At 61.0% G+C, this 20,000-nt stretch carries 19 protein-coding genes; 9 read left to right on the top strand and 10 right to left on the bottom strand.

What is annotated here, in order from left to right; genetic code table 11:
• Positions 1-4: 4 nt before the first annotated feature.
• The gene (locus E4P32_RS01020; protein WP_116433658.1) at positions 5-1,363 is read left to right on the top strand and encodes an MFS transporter; all 1,359 of its coding nucleotides are present in this window, start codon (positions 5-7) and stop codon (positions 1,361-1,363) included.
• Between the two features lie 69 nt (positions 1,364-1,432).
• On the opposite strand, the gene E4P32_RS01015 is transcribed toward E4P32_RS01020, so the two are convergent.
• The 5 genes from E4P32_RS01015 to E4P32_RS00995 all read right to left on the bottom strand — a co-directional run bounded on the left by E4P32_RS01015 (position 1,433) and on the right by E4P32_RS00995 (position 6,113).
• A complete protein-coding gene (locus tag E4P32_RS01015; protein ID WP_116433659.1) occupies positions 1,433-2,275 on the bottom strand; it encodes a transporter substrate-binding domain-containing protein in 843 nt (280 codons plus the stop codon).
• A gap of 5 nt (positions 2,276-2,280) precedes the next feature.
• Positions 2,281-3,054, bottom strand: a complete 774-nt coding sequence (locus tag E4P32_RS01010; RefSeq protein WP_116433660.1) for an ABC transporter permease subunit — start codon at positions 3,052-3,054, stop codon at positions 2,281-2,283.
• 190 nt (positions 3,055-3,244) lie between these two features.
• The gene (locus tag E4P32_RS01005) at positions 3,245-4,246 is read right to left on the bottom strand and encodes an ABC transporter substrate-binding protein (RefSeq protein ID WP_167747539.1); all 1,002 of its coding nucleotides are present in this window, start codon (positions 4,244-4,246) and stop codon (positions 3,245-3,247) included.
• Complete coding sequence (locus E4P32_RS01000; protein ID WP_116433661.1) at positions 4,243-5,028, bottom strand: ABC transporter ATP-binding protein; 786 nt, start codon at positions 5,026-5,028, stop codon at positions 4,243-4,245. Before E4P32_RS01000 ends, E4P32_RS01005 begins: the two co-directional genes overlap by 4 nt.
• Before the next feature lie 206 nt (positions 5,029-5,234).
• Positions 5,235-6,113 (bottom strand): NAD-dependent epimerase/dehydratase family protein, encoded by an 879-nt coding sequence (locus E4P32_RS00995; protein WP_116433662.1) that lies wholly within the window; start codon positions 6,111-6,113, stop codon positions 5,235-5,237.
• Between the two features lie 12 nt (positions 6,114-6,125).
• Between E4P32_RS00995 and E4P32_RS00990 the strand changes: the two genes are divergently transcribed.
• The 4 genes from E4P32_RS00990 (at position 6,126) to E4P32_RS00975 (ending at position 9,633) form a co-directional block, all read left to right on the top strand.
• Positions 6,126-7,157, top strand: coding sequence for a CDP-6-deoxy-delta-3,4-glucoseen reductase (locus E4P32_RS00990; protein WP_116433663.1), 1,032 nt, complete (start codon positions 6,126-6,128; stop codon positions 7,155-7,157).
• Between the two features lie 331 nt (positions 7,158-7,488).
• Entirely contained in the window at positions 7,489-8,691 is a 1,203-nt protein-coding gene (locus E4P32_RS00985) for an acetylornithine transaminase (protein WP_116433664.1), read from the top strand.
• Between the two features lie 16 nt (positions 8,692-8,707).
• Positions 8,708-9,244 (top strand): C40 family peptidase, encoded by a 537-nt coding sequence (locus E4P32_RS00980; protein ID WP_116433665.1) that lies wholly within the window; start codon positions 8,708-8,710, stop codon positions 9,242-9,244.
• Positions 9,245-9,258: 14 nt separating this feature from the next.
• Positions 9,259-9,633: a GFA family protein gene (locus E4P32_RS00975; protein ID WP_116433666.1), complete on the top strand. Its 375-nt coding sequence runs from the start codon at positions 9,259-9,261 to the stop codon at positions 9,631-9,633.
• 12 nt (positions 9,634-9,645) lie between these two features.
• Here E4P32_RS00975 and E4P32_RS00970 read toward each other — a convergent pair whose 3' ends face one another.
• From E4P32_RS00970 to E4P32_RS00950, 5 genes are all read right to left on the bottom strand, one after another.
• The gene (locus E4P32_RS00970; RefSeq protein ID WP_116433667.1) at positions 9,646-10,566 is read right to left on the bottom strand and encodes an FCD domain-containing protein; all 921 of its coding nucleotides are present in this window, start codon (positions 10,564-10,566) and stop codon (positions 9,646-9,648) included.
• Positions 10,567-10,688: 122 nt separating this feature from the next.
• Positions 10,689-11,750: an Ldh family oxidoreductase gene (locus E4P32_RS00965; protein ID WP_199525591.1), complete on the bottom strand. Its 1,062-nt coding sequence runs from the start codon at positions 11,748-11,750 to the stop codon at positions 10,689-10,691.
• A 30-nt stretch (positions 11,751-11,780) separates the two neighbouring features.
• A complete protein-coding gene (locus E4P32_RS00960; protein ID WP_116433669.1) occupies positions 11,781-13,274 on the bottom strand; it encodes a tripartite tricarboxylate transporter permease in 1,494 nt (497 codons plus the stop codon).
• 10 nt (positions 13,275-13,284) lie between these two features.
• Entirely contained in the window at positions 13,285-13,797 is a 513-nt protein-coding gene (locus E4P32_RS00955; protein ID WP_348533501.1) for a tripartite tricarboxylate transporter TctB family protein, read from the bottom strand.
• 103 nt (positions 13,798-13,900) lie between these two features.
• Positions 13,901-14,875 carry a tripartite tricarboxylate transporter substrate binding protein gene (locus E4P32_RS00950; protein WP_116433670.1) on the bottom strand — a complete coding sequence of 325 codons (975 nt, stop codon included), beginning with the start codon at positions 14,873-14,875 and terminating at the stop codon, positions 13,901-13,903.
• 492 nt (positions 14,876-15,367) lie between these two features.
• On the opposite strand from E4P32_RS00950, the gene E4P32_RS00945 reads away from it, so the two are divergent.
• The 4 genes from E4P32_RS00945 to ugpC all read left to right on the top strand — a co-directional run bounded on the left by E4P32_RS00945 (position 15,368) and on the right by ugpC (position 19,922).
• Positions 15,368-15,601 carry a hypothetical protein gene (locus E4P32_RS00945; protein ID WP_135008693.1) on the top strand — a complete coding sequence of 78 codons (234 nt, stop codon included), beginning with the start codon at positions 15,368-15,370 and terminating at the stop codon, positions 15,599-15,601.
• Between the two features lie 78 nt (positions 15,602-15,679).
• A complete protein-coding gene (locus tag E4P32_RS00940; protein WP_116433671.1) occupies positions 15,680-17,407 on the top strand; it encodes an IlvD/Edd family dehydratase in 1,728 nt (575 codons plus the stop codon).
• Between the two features lie 135 nt (positions 17,408-17,542).
• Complete coding sequence (locus E4P32_RS00935; protein ID WP_116433672.1) at positions 17,543-18,499, top strand: C-terminal binding protein; 957 nt, start codon at positions 17,543-17,545, stop codon at positions 18,497-18,499.
• Positions 18,500-18,833: 334 nt separating this feature from the next.
• Positions 18,834-19,922, top strand: a complete 1,089-nt coding sequence (gene ugpC / locus E4P32_RS00930; protein ID WP_116433673.1) for a sn-glycerol-3-phosphate ABC transporter ATP-binding protein UgpC — start codon at positions 18,834-18,836, stop codon at positions 19,920-19,922.
• Positions 19,923-20,000 lie beyond the last annotated feature (78 nt).

Genomic DNA, 20,000 nt, shown 5'->3' with positions numbered 1-20,000 from the left:
GTCCATGTCCAGTTCCATTCCAAAAAAGCCGCGCCGCGCGATCGTGTTCCTGTCGAGTTTCATCGGCACCGCGCTTGAGCAATATGACTTCCTGCTGTACGGCACCGCCGCCGCGCTGGTGTTCAACAAACTGTTCTTCCCCACGCTTGATCCGCTCACCGGCGCCCTGGCCGCAATCGCGACCTACGCCACCGGCTACGTCGGCCGTCCGCTCGGCAGCATCCTGTGCGGCTACCTGGGCGACCGCTACGGCCGCAAATCGATCCTGCTGGCGACGCTGATCGTCATGGGAGTGGCCTCGACGCTGATCGGCCTGCTGCCGACCTACGCCAGCGCCGGCATCTGGGCGCCGACGCTACTGTGCCTGTTGCGCCTGATCCAGGGCATTGCGCTGGGCGGCGAACAAGGCGGCGCCATCCTGATCGCCGTCGAGAACGCGCCGAAGGCAAAACGCGGCCTGTTCGGCAGCTGGAGTTCGAGCGGCGGCATGGCGGGGCTGGTGCTGTCGACGCTGGCCTTGTCGCTGACCGCCAAGCTGCCGGAAGCAGATTTCCTGAGCTGGGGCTGGCGCCTGCCTTTCCTGTTCAGCATGGTGCTGGTGGTGATCGGCGTGATTGCACGCACCCGCCTGCCGGAGTCGCATGAGTTCGAAGCGGCAAAGCAGGCCGGCACGGTCAGCAAGACGCCGTTGCGTACATTGGTGCGAGACCACAAGAAACAGATCTTGCTGGCGTCGATCGCCCGCGCCGGCGAGATCGCCTGGCCGATCAACGTATTGGTGTTCACGACCGCCTATGCGGTGAGCCAGCTGAAGATCGGCAAGCCGATGATCCTCAACGCGATCCTGATCGGCGCCTGCATCTCGATGTTCGGCAATACCTTCTTCGCCGCGCTGTCGGATCGCATCGGCTATCGCCGCATGTACATCATCGGCTCGCTGTGCGCCGCGGCCTGTGTGTGGCCCTACTTCGCACTGATCAATACGGCGCAGCCGCTGCTGGTCGGCCTGGCGGTGGCGATTGCGCTGGGCGTCATCCATCCGATGATGTACGGCCCGCAAGGCGCGTTGTTCGCCGGCCTGTTCGGCACGCGCGTGCGCTACAGCGGCGTCGGCATTGCCCACCAGATCGGCGCACTGGTCGGCGGCGGCATCACGCCGGTGTTGTCGTCGCTGCTGCTGGCCAGGAGCGGCGGCAGCCCGTGGATGGTGGCCTTGCTGATCACCGTATTCTCGCTGATCGCAGCGCTCGCGGTGAAGGCGATGGGTAAGGAAAATGCGGAACATGCCGGCGATGAAAATCGCGATGCCGTGCCCGTTTTTTCCAGCACAGCACCGCTTGGTCCAGGCGGCGCGGGACGTTGACGCAGATTGCATCGCCCCATGAAAAATGCCCGCAGATCGCGGGCATTTTTTTATTTCAGATACAGCACGTCAATGGCAATCGGGTACGTTCTGATCCAGGTACACCTCGAAGGCCACGGTGTTGCTCCACTTCTTTTTGAGCGCCGCCCAGAAGTCGCCGCGCGACCATTCAGCGACGGTCTGCCTGAAGTAGGCGATCGCCGCACCGTCGGCGGCGGGGACCTTGATCATCAGCGCCGAACGGCTTTGCGCCGGTAACTGCGCGGAGAACTTCTTCCACTCGGGAAGCTTGAGCAATTCCTTGAGCATGGTGTCATCGTGCACGGCGGCATCGCACTGGCCGATGCGCACCGCCAGCAACGAGTCGGCCGGCGCGCGCATGACCTTCTCGATGGCACCGTAACGCGCGGCCATCTGGCCGACATACGAGCCGCCTTCGGACAGGCACACGGTGCGGCCCTTGAGCTGCTCCCACTTCTTGATGTCAGTATCTGTGCGCATGATGGCCATCGCGCCGGCACTGTAACCGGTCGGGATCAGCACGCTGCCGTCGGCGGCGGTGCCGCTGCGCGCGGCACCCTCCTCCACCGTGATCAAGGCGATGTCGGGACGCGCGCCTTTCAGGGCTTGCGCCGCCTTGCCGTCGCCGCTAGTGCCCGCATTGCGCACGCTGTCCAGCTTGAGGCTCAGGCGCTTGGCGATATCTTCGGCGAGGATGATGTCGACGCCTTCAGGCGTGCGAAATTTGGCGCCCGCGGTATAGGCTGGTGGAACGTAATCCTGCCCGATGCGCACGGCGCCGCGTGCCTTGGCGTCATCCAGCACGCCGGCTTGCACGCCCGTGAAGGCGCTCATCGCCACCACGAAAGCGGACAGACGCAGCAACACGACGGAGACGGACTGCGTATTCATCAGGATCAGACGTATTGGTAACGCAGCAGACGATGCTTGAGGTTTTCAAGAATCACCTGATCGATCAACGCAGCAAGGATCGCGATGGTCAGGATGTTGGTCATCACCCCGACCATGTCGGCGGTCTCGCCCGAATACGCCAGCGTGCGACCCAAACCCTTGCCGAAACCGATCAGCATCTCGGCCGAAATCAGCGCACGCCAGGCGTTGCCGAACGCCAGTTGCGCGCCGGTGATCAATTCAGGCATGACGGCCGGCAGGTACACGCGGCGCAGCATGCCGAGGCGCGAGGCGCCCATGACGCGTGCAGCGGACACATGCACTTGCTGCACGCTTTCGGTGGCGTTCATGACCGACAGGGCCGCCGGGAAAAACGCCGCGATCGCAACGACCACGATGATCGGCAGATTGCCGAAACCCATCAGGATCAGGAACAGCGGCACCCACGCAATCGAAGGAATCGACTGCAAAATGATGATGGCCGACTTGAGCACTTCGCGGAAGAAAAACAGCACCGCGCCGATCAGACCGAAGCCGATACCGAACAACAGCGCCGCACCGTAACCGCCGCCCAGGCGCGTCAGGCTGCCCCACAGCGCGACCCGGAAAGCAGGCGTCTGCACTTCATTCCACAGCCGCGCCAGCACGGTCGGCACGCCCGGCATCAGGAAGTCCGGCAAGGACCATGCGGCGATCTGCCACATCAACAAAATGAAGGCGATCGCCAACACCATGGCGAGTTTTTTACGGTAACCGGTAACGCGACGCTGAGAGCTCATGAATTAGAACTGAGTAAAAATGCAATGGCCGACGAAGTCGTCGGCCTCAATAAATAGTGTTTCGATGGCTGTCCGTAATACGATGGAAAGCGTAGCGAGCGCGTCGAGTTCTGATCGAGAAGCGCAGCCGTGCAGGTACACGGTGAGCATCGCAGATCGGAAATCGGCGCGCGCAGTAGCTTTACACGGATTACAACTTCCTGTCTTTTTGCCAGGCTAGGTCTACGATGCTGCGCACTTCAAACGGCTTGCCGTCCTTGGTCTTCAGCGAACCCTGGGCTTGCAGGATATCGGCGATTTCCTGCATGCGGTTCTGTTCTTTTTCGTTCAGCTTGGCGTTGAAGGTCTGGCTCTTGATGGCGTCGCGGATGACGTCTTCGCGCAGCACTTCGCCGTGCTTCAGGGTCTTCAGCGTCGGCTCGGCGATGAAATAGCCGGCGATCAGCTTGGCAGCTTCGGCCGGCTTCTTCTTCAGCAGTTCGATCGCATCGCGTTGCGCGTCGAGCGACTTCCACACGGCGGCGCGGCGGTTCTTCAGGGTTTCGCCGGAAGTGATCACGACCATGCAAGGGAAAGGCCAGACTTCGCCGATTTCATAGATTTGCTTGACCGGTGCGATCAGTTGCGCGATGCGCGCTTGCGGTTCGAACAGGAAGGCCGCATCGACACGCTTGCCGACCAGCGACTGCACCGCCACTTGCGGGCTTACGCCGAGCACGTTGACGTCGTCGGCCTTGAGGCCGGCGTCACGGAACACCACGCCCTTCAACACCACGTCGGCAGTGCTGCCTTCGGCTTGCGAGGCCAGGGTCTTGCCCTTGAGGTCGGAGACCTTGTTGATGTGCGCGTCTTCACGCGCGACGATGGCGTGGTAGCCGAGTTGTGCGCCGCTGACCACCTTGAGGTCGGCGCCCTTGGAGGCCCAGGCCACGGCATTGGTGAAACCGAACACGCCGCTGTCGAGTTGGCCGCCGACGATAGCCTTGATCAGGTCGGTGCCGGATTTGAATTCGATCAGTTCGACGTCGAGGCCGTACTTCTTGTACAGGCCGGCTTCATAGGCGGCCATCGCCTGTGCGTCATCCATCACGCGCAGATAGCCGATCTTGAATTTTTCGAGCGCCATGGCCGGTGCGGAAAACACCAGTGCAGCGGATGCCAGCAGCAGCAAACTTTTCAGTTTCAATTTCATATCCCAACCCCTTCTATTGTTTTAGCAAACTCGTCCTGTTCGGCGTGGATGCCAAGCAAGCAGAGAATTTCGCGACGGATTGCCGAGAACTCCGACAGATCATGCGTCTTTTCGTGATGCACCAGATTGAATTCCTTGAGCACGGTGGCGGGACGCGCGCTGAAGACCAAAATGCGGTCGGCCAGGAACAGCGCTTCGTCGACGTCGTGCGTGACCAGCAGCACGGTCGGCGCTTTGCCCTGCACTTCCGAACGGATCAGGGTGCGCAATGCGTCCTGCAGGGTCATGCGCGTCAATGCGTCGAGCGCGCCGAACGGCTCGTCCAGCAGCAACGCCTTCGGTTGCGAGATGAAGGCGCGTGCCAGCGCCGCGCGTTGGCGCATGCCGCCCGAGACCTGATGCGGATAGTAGGTTTCGAATCCCGACAGGTTGACCTTGGCCAGCCATGCGCGCGCCTGGGTGGTGGCGGACTTCTTGTCGACGTTCTGGAACTCGAGCGCCAGCGCGACGTTCTGCTCCAGCGTCAGCCAGGGATAGAGCGCGTTTTCCTGGAACATCAGCGTGCGTTCAGGATGCGGACCGGTGACCGGCTGGCCATCGGCCAGGATGGAACCGGAGCTCGGTGTTTCCAGGCCGGCGGCGATGTGCAGCAGCGTCGATTTGCCGCAGCCGGACGGGCCGACCAGCGCGACCAGTTCGCCCTGCTCGATGTCGCGGCTGAAATCGTCGATGACGTGCAGGCCGGAAAAACTCTTTTGTATGTTTTTAAAAGATAGCTTCATAAATACGATGCGGGCAATGCTGACAATGCTGAGTGAACGAGTCGCCGATGCGTTGAGCCGATGCGTTGCAATCAAGGCAACTTTGCACGGACTTTCAGACGGTAGGCTGCGACTTTACTGGCATCGTGCTTGCCGGACAACAATTTAAAAGACGTATGCTTATACGAAAAACAAATAAGCATAAATCTTTTGTGGAAACATTTCTTTTATGACAATTCTTTCAGCAGCGCCGCCACGTCCGGATAACGCAGACGCACGCCGAGTTCGTTGCGCAGCCGGTCGTTGCGCAGTCGGCGCGACTCCGACATGAACGACAACATCATCGGCGTAACCTGTTGCTGCAACTCGGTGCGCGGCAAGCGCGGCGGCGGCGGCAAATTGAAGGTATGCGCCACGGCATCGAAGTAATCGCCCATCTTCATGTCCGAATCATCCACCGCGTGATACACGCGCAGTGGCCGCGCCTGGTCGATGGCGCGCACTGCGATCGCGGCGAGATCGTCGGCGTGGATATGATTGGTGTAGACGTCGTCCTCGGCGCTCAACGCCGGCGTGCCCTTCTGCAGGCGCTCCAGCGGCAGCCGGTCGCGCGCGTAGATGCCGGGCACGCGCAGGATCGCCAGCCGGCTGCCGGAGCGGCGCGCCCAGGCGCGCAATACCTGTTCGGCGTCGACGCGGCGACGCGCGCGCGGATTGGCCGGCCGGGTCGGACGCGTCTCGTCGAAACTGGCGCCGCCGCAATCGCCGTAGACACCGGTGGTGCTGATGTAAACCAGATTGGCGCGGTCGGGTAAAATGGCGGCCAAATTGCGGGTGCGGCGGTCTTTCTCACCGGAAGATTGCGGCGGAGCAAGATGCACGATCACCTGCGCCAGGCGCGCCAGACGAGCCAAGGTTTCGGGCCGGTCGAGGTCGGCCACCAGCGGGATGGCGCCGGCGGCACGCAGTTCAGCGCAGCGCTCCGGCTTGCTGGTGACGACGATCACGCGGAAACGCGCGCGCACCAGCGGCAGTATGCGCATGCCGACGTCGCCGCAGCCGAGCATCAACAGACGCGGTTTGCCGATTTTTTTTACATTGTTCATTGTCAGGATTGTATGAGTTTTCAAGTTACCGTTCAGCCCAGCGGCCATCAGTTTACCTGTGACGAAGGCGAAACCATCCTCACCGCCGCAATTCGCGCCGGCGTCGGCCTGCCTTACGGCTGCAAAAACGGCGCATGCAGCTCCTGCAAGGGCAAGCTGGTCGAAGGCAGCGTGACCCACGGTCCGCATCAGGAACGCGCGCTATCGGCACAGGATGAGAGCCTGGGCTTTTCTCTGTTCTGCTGCGCCCGTCCGAACTCGGACGTGGTCATCGAAGCACGCGAAGTGGCCGGCATCGGCGACTTCCCGGTCAAGAAAATGCCGGTGCGCGTGGCCAAATTGGACAAGGTCGCCGACGACGTCATCATCCTGTCGCTGCAATTGCCGGCCAACGACCGCCTGCAATACAAGGCCGGCCAGTACGTCGAGTTCATGCTGCGCGACGGCAAGCGCCGCAGCTACAGTATGGCCAATGCGCCGCACAAGGACGAACACCTGACGCTGCACATCCGTCACATGCCGGGCGGCCTGTTCACCGACCAGGTGTTCTCGACGCTGAAAGAGCGCGACATCCTGCGCTTCGAAGGTCCGCTGGGAACCTTCTTCCTGCGTGAAGATTCCAACAAGCCGATCGTGCTGCTGGCGTCCGGTACCGGCTTCGCGCCGATCAAGGCGATCGTCGAGCAGCTCGAGCACGCCAAGTCGACCCGTCCGGTCACGCTGTATTGGGGCGGCCGCCGTCCGCAGGACTTGTACATGGATGATCTGTGCAAGACCTGGGCGCAGAGCCTACCGAACTTCAAGTACGTGCCGGTGATCTCGAACGCCCAGCCGGAAGACAACTGGAACGGCCGCGCCGGCTTCGTCCACCAGGCCGTCATCGACGACCAGCCGGACCTGTCGGGCTATCAGGTCTATGCCTGCGGCGCGCCGATCGTGGTGGAGTCCGCCCAGCGTGATTTCGTCGCCAAGTGCGGCTTGCCGGAAGAAGAGTTCTACGCCGACTCGTTCACGTCGGCGGCGGATCTGGCGACGGTGCAGTAATTCAATGTGCCGCCGCATGCGGCTGCATGTTGCAAAGTGGTGAGCGTTCTAAAAAACAGCGGCAATTTGCACCAAATTAGTTTTGACGCATCGCGCAAAACGTCCTAATATTGACCGCATGAACGCTACCACCATCTCCTTGCGACGTCGCAGCCAACCTCAACGAGGTTTGCCGTGCGCGTGAGTTGACCCTGGTCACGAAGCCACAGGCAATCCCTGTGGCTTTTTTTTATCGTTTTTTTCGTGTCCGCGTTTACTGTCATTTTTATTACAGTTCGGTTACCGCCGCCGCCTTTCACATTTTTCACACATCCTTAGCAGGAGTCATTCAATGGAATTCAACGAGTTCGCCATCAACAAGCTGATGTATGTCACTAACCGCCCTGAAATCGTTTTCACCGAAGGCAGCGGCATGTGGATGACCGATCACACCGGCAAGCGATACCTCGACTATCTGCAAGGCTGGGCCGTGAATGCGCTGGGCCATGCGCCGCAATGCATCTCCGATGCGCTGGTCGCACAGGGCAAGAAGCTGATCAATCCGTCGCCGGCTTTCTACAATGCGCCGTCGATCGAGCTGGCCAACCTGCTGACCGAGAACTCCGTCTTCGACCGCGTGTTCTTCACCAACAGCGGCGCCGAAGCCAACGAAGGCGCGTTCAAGCTGGCCCGCAAATGGGGCAAGCTCAACAAGAACAGCGCCGGCGAAGACCGCTTTGAAATCATCACCTTCAACCACAGCTTCCACGGCCGCACCATCGCGACCATGTCGGCCAGCGGCAAGCCGGGCTGGGACACCATGTTCGCGCCGCAAGTGCCGGGTTTCCTGAAAGCCGATCTGAATGATCTCGCCAGCGTTGAGCGCCTGATCAGCAAGAAGACCGTCGCCGTCATGCTGGAACCGGTGCAAGGCGAAGGCGGTGTGATCCCGGCCACGCGCGAATTCATGCAAGGCCTGCGCCGCCTGACCAAGAACGCCAACCTGCTGCTCATCGTCGATGAAGTGCAGACCGGCGTCGGCCGCACCGGCGAACTGTTCGGTTATCAGCTGTCGGGCATCGAGCCGGACATCATGACGCTGGGCAAAGGCATCGGCGGCGGCGTACCGCTGGCAGCCCTGCTGGCGCGTGAAGAAATCGCCTGCTTCGAAGCCGGCGAACAAGGCGGCACCTACAACGGCAATCCGCTGATGACTGCCGTCGGCGCCGCCGTGATCAAGGAATTGCTCAAGCCCGATTTCCTGCCGACGGTCAAGGCGACCGGCGCGTATCTCAGCGCCGAACTGATCAAGCTGTCGGACAAGCATGGCTTCGAAGGCGAACGCGGCGAAGGCTTGCTGCGCGCGCTGAAGCTGGGCAAGGACATCGGTCCGCAAATCGTTGAAGCTGCGCGCGACCTGAACCCGGTCGGCCTGCTGCTCAATTCGCCGCGTCCGAACCTGCTCCGCTTCATGCCGTCGCTGAACGTGACCAAGGATGAAATCGATCAGATGCTGACCATGCTGGAAGGCGTACTGGTGAAACTGGGTCACTGATCAGGACCCGGCAGCAATGCGCAGCCTCGACCTGCTCTCGCCGAAGCAACTGCATGCGCTCGCCGCCTGCTGCATCGCCGTCCTGCTGACGGCCTGCGGCAGCGCGCCGATGCGTGCGCCGGAAGCCTCCACCCCGACACCGGCGCCGACCGACGTCCGCTCCGACGCCGCCACTGAACATGGCAGCGAAGTCGCGATTTTTGCGCTGGACATGATCGGCACCGGCTATCGCTTCGGCGGCAAGAATCCGGAAGCCGGCTTTGACTGCAGCGGTATGGTGTCCTACATTTTCAACCGCGCCGCCGGCCTCAGGCTGTCCGGCAGCGCCGCCGACATGGCGCGCCAGGGACGCCAGATCGACAAATCCAATCTGCGTCCGGGCGACCTGGTGTTCTTCAACACCCTCAACCGGCCGTTCTCGCATGTGGGCATCTACATCGGCGATGGACGCTTCGTGCATGCGCCGTCGGGTAACGGCAAGGTGCATATTTCCCGCATGGATAATCCGTATTTTGCGCCGCGCTTTGAAATGGCCAGGGCTTACTTCAACTAGTGGAGACGCAGCGCATGGATCATCACAAAGGCAGTTGCCATTGCGGCCAGGTCCGCTTCGAAGCCGACGTGACGATAGAGCGCATCACCGTCTGCAATTGTTCGATCTGTACCAAGAAGGGATTTCTGCACCATCGCGTGCAGCCCGAGAATTTTCGCCTGGTTGCAGGTGCCGACGTGCTGGCGACTTACCAGTTCGGCACCATGGCGGCCAAACACCATTTCTGTCCGCACTGCGGCGTGCACGTCTTCACACGCCCACGCGCTGCGCCGGAGCTCTACACCATCAATGTCCGTTGCCTGGATGACGTCGACCTGTCGGACGACAGGCTGAGCTTCGTCGACTTCGACGGCCGCAACTGGGACCGCAACGTCGGCAAGCTGGGATAAGCTGCTGCCTCCTCAGGCGCGGGCGCTGCGGCGTTTGACCGGGGATGCGACCGGTGCACGCTTGGCGGCGACTTTCGGCGCCGGCGTCTTCTTTACGGCAGCCGGTTTGGCTACTCGCTTGACTGTGACGGCCTTGACAGGCGTCTTCTTGACTGCCGGCTTGGCTGCCTTGATTTCCTTCACCGGCCCGGCTTTCTTTTTCTTGATATCTGCGGCATTGCCACCCTGCACGGCCTGCCCCACCAGGCTGGCGCTATAGCGCTTGAATGCGATATCCATGTGACGCCGCATGGCCTGCCGCGCCATTTCCGGATCGCGGGCACGCAGCGCTTTCATCACGCGCGAATGCTCTTCGATCGCATCGTTCCATACTTCAATCGTATCGAAGTGGCTGTGGAGGCGATCGAACAGCGGTCCCAATCGGGCATCGAATAATTGCGTCACCAGTCCGACCAGCACGCTGTTGCCGGTCGCTTCGGCCACGCGGATGTGGAACAGGCGATCGGCTTCGAGTGGATTGGCGCCGGCGCTGGTGTTCTCGATCATCTGCTGAAACGCTTCTTCGATCGCATCGATCTGCGCCTTCTTGCCGTTCTTGGCGGCGGCATAAGCCACCTCGCCTTCCAGCATGGCGCGTGCGCGGATCAGCTCCAGCGGCCCCTCTTGCGTGGACAGGTCGATCTCGCCCTCGGGCGCGGGCGACGGCGGCGAGACATAGATGCCGGAGCCCATGTGGACTTCGATATAGCCTTCGACTTCCAGTGCGATCAAGGCTTCGCGCAACGACGGCCGGCTCACGCCCAGTTGCACCGACAGGTCACGCTCCGACGGCAAGCGTGAACCGACCGGGAATTCGCCGTCGACAATCAGCTTGCGCAGTTGGTCGCTGATCTGGCGGTACAGTCGTTGCGGTTCGATCGCTTCAATTGGCATAAAGGAGGTCCGATGAAAAAATTCTTAATCTTGGCGCCGGATTGTATCTCACCACAAGCGAATGAGCCGCTTGCCGCCCGCCGCCAAAGCGGAAACGGGCGATGAAGGGTGATGAAGAGCAATCAGCCCAGCGCTGCCGGGAACGTCAGACCATACTGCTGCGCAGCCTCGCGCAAGCCGGGCGCAATCGTCGGATGCAGCGCCACGCCCTGCTCCAGCTGTTGCGCACGACGCGCCATGCCGCGGTCGCCGGGCATGCGCACTTTTTCCACGCCGGGACGTGGAGGATTGTTGCGGCAGGCTTCGGCAATGTGATCCATCTGGCGCTTGAACGCGGCCTCGCCGCCGAACGCCGCCGGATCGTACAGGCTCATGAACACGGTGGCGCCCCAACCCGCCGGTGGATCGGCGCGGCCGAAACCGGACAAGCCGCCGGTCAGCGCTTCGATCAGCACCGCCAGGCCGAAGCCTTTATGGCCGGCCGACAAACCGCCCAGCGGCAGAATGGTGCCCGGCGGATCGGCGGCGAACACGGCCGGGTCACGGCTGGCGTTGCCCTGCGCGTCGAGCAGCCATTCTTCTTCGAATTGCTGGCCAGCCTTGTGCAGGCGATTGCTCATGCCATTGGTGGTGATCGAGGCCGAGATGTCGACCAGGAACGGTGTGCCTGAAGTCGGAATGCCTGCGGCGATCGGGTTCGGCGTGAACACCGCGCGCGTGCCGCCGAACGGCGCCACGCTGTGCACCGCAGGATCGGAACTCGACAACACCATCAGAAAACCTTCTTCAGTCGCGCGCAACAGGTATGCCGCCAGACACGCGATGTGATGGCTGTGATGAATCGCCAGCGACGCCGTGCCGAGCTCGCGCGCACGCGGAATCAGTGCATCGATGCCCTTGTGCACCAGCCACGGTCCAGGCAGGCGACGGCCGTCCCACACCAGCGCGGCAGGACGATCAGACACCACTTCCGGTTCGCCGGACGTGGTCATCCCGCCCTTCTCGATTTCTTTCACGTACGGCGCCAGCAAGGCCAGGCCATGGGTGTCGTGTCCCAGCAGGTCACCGTCGACCAGCGTGCTCGCCACTGAAGCGGCAGGCTCCAGCGGCAAGCCGGCCTTCTGCAATAGTTGCGTGGAGAACTGCTTGAGTTCGACGGCGGAAAAACGTTCGGGTGCAGCCATGTTGCAAACCATCCTTTCGTTATAAAAATCTCATGCCATTGCCGGCTTCTTGCGCAAACCGCGCAGGACCAGCGGCAACAGCCACAGCAATATCGTCAAGACGCCGAGCGTACCGGCGATGGGCCGGCTGAAGAAGGCCAGGAATTCTCCATCGGCCTTGATCATCGACGTGACGAAATGTTCTTCCAGCATCCCGCCCAGCACCACGCCGAGCACGGCCGGTGCGACCGGGAAACCGTTCTCTTCCATCAAGTAGGCCAGCAGGCCGAACACCAGCATGATGCCGACGTCGGACACGCTGTTGTTGGTGGCGTACGAACCGACGATGCAGAACAACAGGATCAGCGGCATCAACAGGTTACGCGGAACGCCGAGTATGCGCTTGGAGACCTTGATGCACCAGTAGCCCAGCGGCAGCATCAGCAAATTGGCGAGGATGAAGACGATGAAAATCGCATACATGGAGACCGGATTCTCGACAAAGATCATCGGACCCGGATTCAGATTCTTCATGTACAGCACGCCGATCACGATGGCGGTGATCGAGTCGCCCGGGATGCCGAACACCAGCGCCGGAATCCAAGCGCCGGCCAGCGCCGAGTTGTTGGCGGCGCCCGACTCGACGATGCCTTCGGCATGGCCGGTGCCGAACTTTTCCGGCTCCTTCGACATCTTCTTGCTCATCGCGTACGACATCCAGGCTGCGATGTCGGCGCCCGCGCCCGGCAGGATGCCGACCAGCGTGCCGAGCACGCTTCCGCGCAGGATCGACTTCGGATATTTCACCGTCAAGTCCCACATGCCCTTGAACACGTTGCCGACCTTGCCGTCCGGGATGGTCATCGCCTGGTCTTTGGAAACCGCATAGCGCAGCACCTCGGACATGGCGAACATGCCCACCATCAGCGGCACCAGCGACACGCCGCTCAGCAGATCGGCATTGTCGAACGTAAAGCGCGGCACGCCGGCCGGGTTGCCCATGCCGATGGAGGCGATGAACATGCCGATGAACAGCGAGACGAAGCCCTTGAGCGGATTGTCCGAGGCGATGAAGATTGCGCAGGTCAGGCCCATAAGCACCAGCCAGAAGTATTCGAAAGACGAAAACTTCAGCGCCAGTTCCGCCAACACCGGCGCGGCGAGGATCAGCACGAAGGTGCCGAACAGGCCGCCCACCGCCGAAAACACCAGGCTGGCGCCGAGCGCGATTTCGCCCTGACCTTTCTTCGTCATCGCATAGGCTTCATCGGTATAGGCCGCCGATGACGGCGTACCCGGGATACGCAACAGGCAGCCCGGGATGTCGCCGGAAAAAATCGCCATCGCCGTGGCCGACACCATCGCCGCTACCGCAGGCACCGCGGGCATGAAGAACGTCACCGGCACCAGCAGCGCTACCGCCATGGTGGCGCTGAGGCCGGGGATCGCGCCCATGAACAATCCGAACATGGACGAACCGAGAATGACCGCCAGGACATAGGGGTCGAACACCAGCCCGAAGGCTGCATAGATATTGGCAAGCATGGTCGGTCCTTTACCAGGCCACAGACTCGAGAAGACCCCACGGCAGCGGGACCTTCAGCAGTTTGTAGAAGATGTAGTGAATGCCCAGCGCACTGGCGACGGCGACCGGCAGCGCAACTGCCAGGCGTGCGCCGAAGGTCGCGAACAGGGACAGCAGCAGGATGGTCGCCGTCGGCAGGAAGCCAAGGGGTTCGGACGCGTAGATGTAAAACACCAGCGACAACAGCACCAGCGCATAGGCGAACACGGCGCGCCGCTCGCCGGCCCATTCGGGCAGGCTGATCCAGCTTTCGCCGGAAGCGCGCCTTTCGCGCACGCCCTTGATCATGAGCAGGATCGCGCAGATCAGGAAGGCTACAGCCAGCGATTGAGGAAACAGGCCCGGCCCGATCTGCTGGGCCATCGTGGGCAAGTTTGCCGAGTAGACGTAAATCACGACGGCGAATATCGCCAGCAGGATTCCAGAGACGGTATCGTTGATTTTCATGGCAGCAAGGTTCGAAGGTCCGACGGGTTCAACCATGGCTTCTCATCGTCGTCACGATGCAACGTGATGTGACGTGATGTGAAACCGCGCGAAAAAGCAGATGCATGCGGACGGTCAGGCGCAACCGTCCGCTGCCTGGCTACTTCGCCATGCCCAGGGTCTTCAGGATCTGCCCCATGTCGTTGTCGCTCTTCTCCATGAACTTGCCGAACTCGGCCGAGTCGGCATACATCGTGCCGAAGCCGCGTCCACCCATGAAATCCTTGTACTCCTTGCTGTTGTAGATTTTTTGCAGATGGCCGGCCAGCTTGGTCTGGATATCGGCTGGCAGGCTCTTGGGCGCAACGATGCCGCGCCAGGCGCCGATGGTCCAGTTGCTGCCGGTCAGGCTCTTGAGCGTCGGCACCTTGGGATACAGCGCAGCCGGCGTATCGGCCATGATCACCAGCGGGCGCGCCTTGCCGGCATCGATCAGGGAGCGCGCTTCCGGCAAGGATGCCGCCACGATGTCGACCCCGCCCGCGGCCAGATCCACCATTGCCGGCGCAGCGCCGTTGGACGGTACGAAACGCACCGCCGTCGGCGCCAGCTTGAGGTCGCTCAGCATGCCGGCCAGGCCGAGATGCCAGATGCCGCCCTGCCCGGTTCCGGATGCTTTCAGCTTGCCGGGATTGGCCTTGACCGCCTTGAGCAGGTCGTCGAAGGTTTTATGCGGCGATTCGGAGCTGACAGTGAGCGCAGCCGGATCGAAATTCATCAGTGCGATCGGCGTGTAGTTCTTGTAGCTCAGCTGGGTCAGGCCCTGATGATGCATCATGGCGATTTCCACCGTTGCCAGACCGATGGTGTAGCCGTCCGGGGCCGCGCCCGAGATGGCCTGATGGCCGACCACGCCGTTGCCGCCGGTGCGATTGACGACGTTGACGGGCTGACCCAGTTCTTTCTCAAGCAGCGCGCCGATGATGCGCGCGGTGGCGTCGGTGCCGCCGCCCGCGCCCCACGGCACGACCAGCGTCACCGGCCGATCCGGCCATGCTGCATGTGCAACACCAAAGGTTAAAACCGCGGCTGCGGCAACCACCGTCTTCAATAGATTTCTACGAATTCTGATCATTGTCTCTCCTCCGTTTGATGGTAAAAGCAGGCAATTTCGCCTGTAGCGTACGGATTCATTGCAAATCCGTCGATGAACCATGCAGCTCGATCTGTGTCGGCTTATCCCTCTCCGGTGCTGGGGTTTTCCCGGTTTTTCTTTGTTTTTGTTTCCTGACAAAACCTTGTCAAGCGGTCATGTGGTCTTACCAGAACGAGAAAAGAATTTCATATCACCCCGGCAGTGTCAAGAAAGAAAACGATGCACGAAAATAATTCACCTACGCCGCAACGCACCATTGGGCATCATAGGGAACAAGGGGAACATGGATGGGATATCAATCAAAAAGATGTATGACAAATCTGGTATTACCACTTGACCAAAGTCCGAATGCTGAAATAGACTCGCTGGCATCCTGAGGAAGCAAGTCATTCTTCACACGGACTTGCGACACATAAAAAATACAAGAGCAAAAACTGCCCGCGGACCATACCGCAGCACTGGAGACAGGCATTGAAGAACTTAGCTAGCCGGGGGTGTACTTCCATCGTTCCGCAGCCGCGCATGCGCGGTCTGGCTGCGGCGTCCCTTTCTGTTTCTGCGCGTGTGCAATCCGGCGCTTGTGCTGCATCGACCTCCCGCTATCTCTGTCATCTCGGCCACGCCGGCAACGGTGACGCCATGCTGGCGTATCACCTGATGGATTTCTCCCGCTACTTTTTCGACCAAAGCAATATTCGCCACTGATCCTTCCTGCAGCCATCCGATACAGACAGCATTCATGGCGTCTCCGCGACCAGACGCCACAAGGAAAAAGGAAAGAACATGAGCGACACCAAGACATTCACACGCCGCAGCCAGGCCTGGTTCGGCCGGCAAGACCGCGATGGCTTCATCTACCGCTCCTGGGTGAAGAACCGCGGCATTCCGCACGATCAATTTGATGGCCGTCCGGTCATCGGCATCTGCAACACCTACTCTGAACTGACGCCCTGCAATTCGCACTTCCGCGCGCTGGCCGAACAGGTCAAGATCGGCATCTGGGAAGCCGGCGGTTTCCCGCTGGAGTTCCCGGTGATGTCGCTCGGCGAAACGCTGATGCGCCCGACTGCGATGCTGTTCCGCAATCTGGCCAGCATGGACGTCGAAGAATCCATTCGCGCCAATCCGCTCGACGGCGTAGTGCTGCTGATGGGTTGCGACAAGACCACGCCCGCGCTGCTGATGGGTGCGTCGTCGGTCGACCTGCCGACCATCGGCGTCTCCGGCGGTCCGATGCTGTCCGGCAAATACCGCGGCGGCGAACTGGGCTCCGGCACCGGCGTGTGGCAGATGTCGGAAGAAGTGCGCGCCGGCCAGATGTCGCAGGAAGAATTCTTTGAAGCCGAAAGCTGCATGCATCGCTCGCACGGCCACTGCATGACCATGGGCACGGCCTCGACCATGGCCAGCATGGTGGAAGCGCTCGGCATGAGCTTGCCGGGCAACGCCGCCATTCCCGCAGTGGATGCACGTCGCAACGTGCTGGCGCGCAACTCCGGTCGCCGCATCGTCGAGATGGTCAAGGAAGACCTGATCATGTCGAAGATCCTGACCAAGGCCGCATTTGAAAACGCCATCCGCGTCAACGCCGGCATCGGCGGCTCGACCAACGCGGTGATTCACTTGCTGGCGATTGCCGGCCGCATCGGCGTCGACCTGAAGCTGGAAGAGTGGGACAAGATCGGTCAGAAGCTGCCGTGCCTGGTCAACCTGCAGCCATCGGGCAAATACCTGATGGAAGATTTCTACTACGCCGGCGGCCTGCCGTCGGTGATCCGCGAGCTTGAAAGCGTCATCGACAAGAGCGCCCTGTCGGCCAACGGCCAGACCCTGTGGGACAACTGCAAGGATGCGCCGAACTGGAACCGCGACGTCATCCACGCTTTCGACACGCCGTTCAAGGCGGCTGCCGGCATCGCCATCCTGCACGGCAACCTGTGTCCGGACGGCGCAGTGATCAAGCCATCCGCCGCCACGCCTGCATTGCTGAAACACACCGGCCGCGCCGTGGTGTTCGAGAATAGCGACGACCTGCACAAACGCATTGACGACGAGGATCTGGACGTCGACGAGAACTGCGTGCTGGTGCTCAAGAATTGCGGCCCCAAGGGTTATCCCGGCATGGGCGAAGCGGGCAACATGCCGTTGCCGCCGAAGGTGCTGCGCAAAGGCATCACCGACATGGTGCGCGTGTCCGATGCGCGCATGAGCGGCACCGCTTATGGCACCGTGGTCTTGCACGTGACGCCGGAAGCCGCTGCAGGCGGTCCCCTGGCGCTGGTGCAGAACGGCGATATGGTGGAGCTGGATGTGGAAGCACGCAAGCTGCACCTGCACGTCAGCGACGAAGAACTGGAGCGCCGCCGCGCCTCATGGCAAGCGCCGAAAGCGCCGGCCGATCGCGGCTGGGTCAAGCTCTACGTCGATCATGTCCAGCAGGCCAATCTCGGCGCCGACCTCGACTTCCTGGTCGGCAAGAGCGGCTCCGGCATTCCCAAGGACAACCACTGACGGCACAGGCAAGAATCTGAATTGATTTTTCAACAAGCAAGCGGCGGAAGATTCAGGCGCGCTCCCTTCAAGGAAGCGAAGACCAAAAAATGAACTTCCGTCTGTTTTGACTGCGACATATGGAGACATGAAGCAATGAAAGTATTGATTACCGATTACGATTTTCCCGACGTTGATCTTGAGCTGGCGCTGTATCGCGACGCCGGCGTGGAAGTGGTGACGGCGCAGTGCCGCACCGAAGACGAGGTCATCAAGGCCGCCGAAGGCTGTGAAGGTTTGCTGGTGCAATACGCGCCGGTCAATGCCAAGGTGTTCGCCGCCCGTCCCGAAATCCGCATCGCCAGCCGCTACGGCGCCGGCTTCGACACCATCAACACCGAGGACGCCGCCAAACACGGCGTCTGGGTCGGCAACTCGCCCGACTACGGCGTCGGCGAAGTCTCCACGCATGCACTGGCGATGGCGCTCGACCTGATCCGCAACATCACCGGCTACGACCGCGACGTCAAGTCCGGCCAATGGCATTACACCACCGCCGGCAAGATCCAGCGCTGCTCCGAAATGACTATCGGCATCTTCGGTCTGGGCCGCATCGGCAAGCGCATGGCGCACATCAGCCGCAACCTGTTCAAGCGCGTAATCGCCTACGATCCGCACATCATCGACGGCGACTTCCCAGCGTATGTGGAACGCGTCAGCAAGGAAGAATTGTTCAAGCAGGCGCACGTGGTGTCGCTGCATACACCTCTCAACGACGAGACGCGCGGCATGATCAATGCGTCGGTGCTGAGCCTGATGCAGCAGGACAGCTTCCTGGTCAATTCGGCCCGTGGCGGACTGGTCAATATCGAGGACTTGCTGAAGGCGCTTGACACCAATCTGAAGGGCGCCGGACTGGACGTACTGCCGGTCGAACCACCGGAGACAAGTTCCGCTATTGTCCAGCACAAACGTGTGCTATTGTCGCCGCACGCCGCCTTCTATTCCGAAGTCGCCGCCAAGGAACTGCGTCGCAAAGCGGCACAGAATCTGATCGACTGGGACCGCAATGGACGCCCGTCGTATGTGGTGGTGGAAGGCCGGAAGAAATAAAAAAACAGAGACAAGAATCGCAAGAGCACCGGCTGCGTCCGCAGCAATGGTAATAGCAGCAGCAACACAAGCAGACGCAGCACGGTACTCACAGCAATCCGTAGCAGAGCAGCAGCCCCGAGCAAAACAGAGAGGTACGAATACCGACGATGTAACTATGTCCACTGTCATGGCGTTATCGACGTAGCGATAGTGGCTGTCATTTTGTATCTCTCAGTACCGCCGAAAACCATAAAAACCAAAACGGCGCAGGTATCAGAATTAAATGTGCGAAGCCCTCCAAGAAAGGGTTTATCGCAGACACAAAAACGAGGATATAGACGAGGAGCAAGGCATGGCATCAGTACAGATTCGCGGCATCAAGAAACAATTCGGCAGCACCCAGGTTATCCGCGGTGTCGACATCGACATCGCCGACGGCGAATTCGCAGTGCTCGTGGGCCCTTCCGGCTGCGGCAAGTCGACGCTGTTGCGCATGCTGGCAGGCCTCGAAGAAATCACCGAAGGTGAAATCTCCATCGGCGGCACCGTCGTCAACAACGTCCAGCCCAAGGACCGCGACATCGCCATGGTGTTCCAGAATTACGCCTTGTATCCGCACATGACGGTCAACGACAACATGGCGTTCTCGCTGATGCTGGCCAAGAAGGACAAGTCCTTCATCCAGCAACAGGTCAAGAAGGCCGCCGAAATCCTCGGCCTGACCACGCTGCTGGAACGCTATCCGCGCCAGCTCTCCGGCGGCCAACGCCAACGTGTGGCGATGGGTCGCGCGATCGTCCGTGATCCGCAAGTGTTCCTGTTCGATGAACCGCTGTCCAACCTCGACGCCAAGCTGCGCGTACAAATGCGTACCGAGATCAAGGAGCTGCACCAGCGCCTGAAGACCACGTCGGTCTACGTCACCCACGATCAGATCGAGGCGATGACCATGGCCGACCAGATCGTCGTCATGCGCGATGGCCTGGTGGAACAGCGTGGCCGTCCGCTCGAACTGTACGACCGCCCTGCCAATATCTTCGTGGCCGGCTTCATCGGCTCGCCGGCGATGAACTTCATCCCTGCCACGTTGCGCCGCAATGCCGACAAGGCCGAAGTCGAATTCGCCGACGGCACGCGTCTGCCGGCGCCGTATGCGCATCGCGGCCTGGACGGCGTCGACGGCCAGCGCGTGGTCTACGGCGTGCGTCCCGAGCATCTGACCATCGGTCCTGCCGGCAGCGGCATGAGCACCAAGGTCGTCGTGGTCGAGCCGACCGGCGCCGATACCGAAGTGTATGCCCGCTTCAGCGACACCAGCCTGACATCGATCTTCCGCGAACGTCACGACTTCTCGGCCGGCGACACCATCACGCTGGTGCCGGAACACGGCAGCACGCATTTGTTCGATGCCGACAGCGGCAAGACATTGGCGCGCGACTGAGAACTCAGGCCGTCAAGATTTGGTAGCAAATTTAGCAAGCAGTCCCTGTAACACAGCAAGTAAAAGTAAAAAATAAAA

The organism is Herbaspirillum sp. 3R11, assembly GCF_004563925.1.
GTDB lineage: Bacteria > Pseudomonadota > Gammaproteobacteria > Burkholderiales > Burkholderiaceae_D > Herbaspirillum.
The sequence above is the reverse complement of the archived record's forward strand: the minus strand, read 5'-3'. Positions and strand labels throughout refer to the sequence as shown.

Bases quoted from the DNA above. Each gene is read 5' to 3' on its own strand.
- E4P32_RS01020 (WP_116433658.1), top strand. From the start codon at position 5: ATGTCCAGTTCCATTCCAAAAAAGCCGCGCCGCGCGATCGTGTTCCTG.
- E4P32_RS01015 (WP_116433659.1), bottom strand. From the start codon at position 2,275: ATGAATACGCAGTCCGTCTCCGTCGTGTTGCTGCGTCTGTCCGCTTTC.
- E4P32_RS01010 (WP_116433660.1), bottom strand. From the start codon at position 3,054: ATGAGCTCTCAGCGTCGCGTTACCGGTTACCGTAAAAAACTCGCCATG.
- E4P32_RS01005 (WP_167747539.1), bottom strand. From the start codon at position 4,246: ATGAAATTGAAACTGAAAAGTTTGCTGCTGCTGGCATCCGCTGCACTG.
- E4P32_RS01000 (WP_116433661.1), bottom strand. From the start codon at position 5,028: ATGAAGCTATCTTTTAAAAACATACAAAAGAGTTTTTCCGGCCTGCAC.
- E4P32_RS00995 (WP_116433662.1), bottom strand. From the start codon at position 6,113: ATGAACAATGTAAAAAAAATCGGCAAACCGCGTCTGTTGATGCTCGGC.
- E4P32_RS00990 (WP_116433663.1), top strand. From the start codon at position 6,126: ATGAGTTTTCAAGTTACCGTTCAGCCCAGCGGCCATCAGTTTACCTGT.
- E4P32_RS00985 (WP_116433664.1), top strand. From the start codon at position 7,489: ATGGAATTCAACGAGTTCGCCATCAACAAGCTGATGTATGTCACTAAC.
- E4P32_RS00980 (WP_116433665.1), top strand. From the start codon at position 8,708: ATGCGCAGCCTCGACCTGCTCTCGCCGAAGCAACTGCATGCGCTCGCC.
- E4P32_RS00975 (WP_116433666.1), top strand. From the start codon at position 9,259: ATGGATCATCACAAAGGCAGTTGCCATTGCGGCCAGGTCCGCTTCGAA.
- E4P32_RS00970 (WP_116433667.1), bottom strand. From the start codon at position 10,566: ATGCCAATTGAAGCGATCGAACCGCAACGACTGTACCGCCAGATCAGC.
- E4P32_RS00965 (WP_199525591.1), bottom strand. From the start codon at position 11,750: ATGGCTGCACCCGAACGTTTTTCCGCCGTCGAACTCAAGCAGTTCTCC.
- E4P32_RS00960 (WP_116433669.1), bottom strand. From the start codon at position 13,274: ATGCTTGCCAATATCTATGCAGCCTTCGGGCTGGTGTTCGACCCCTAT.
- E4P32_RS00955 (WP_348533501.1), bottom strand. From the start codon at position 13,797: ATGGTTGAACCCGTCGGACCTTCGAACCTTGCTGCCATGAAAATCAAC.
- E4P32_RS00950 (WP_116433670.1), bottom strand. From the start codon at position 14,875: ATGATCAGAATTCGTAGAAATCTATTGAAGACGGTGGTTGCCGCAGCC.
- E4P32_RS00940 (WP_116433671.1), top strand. From the start codon at position 15,680: ATGAGCGACACCAAGACATTCACACGCCGCAGCCAGGCCTGGTTCGGC.
- E4P32_RS00935 (WP_116433672.1), top strand. From the start codon at position 17,543: ATGAAAGTATTGATTACCGATTACGATTTTCCCGACGTTGATCTTGAG.
- ugpC (WP_116433673.1), top strand. From the start codon at position 18,834: ATGGCATCAGTACAGATTCGCGGCATCAAGAAACAATTCGGCAGCACC.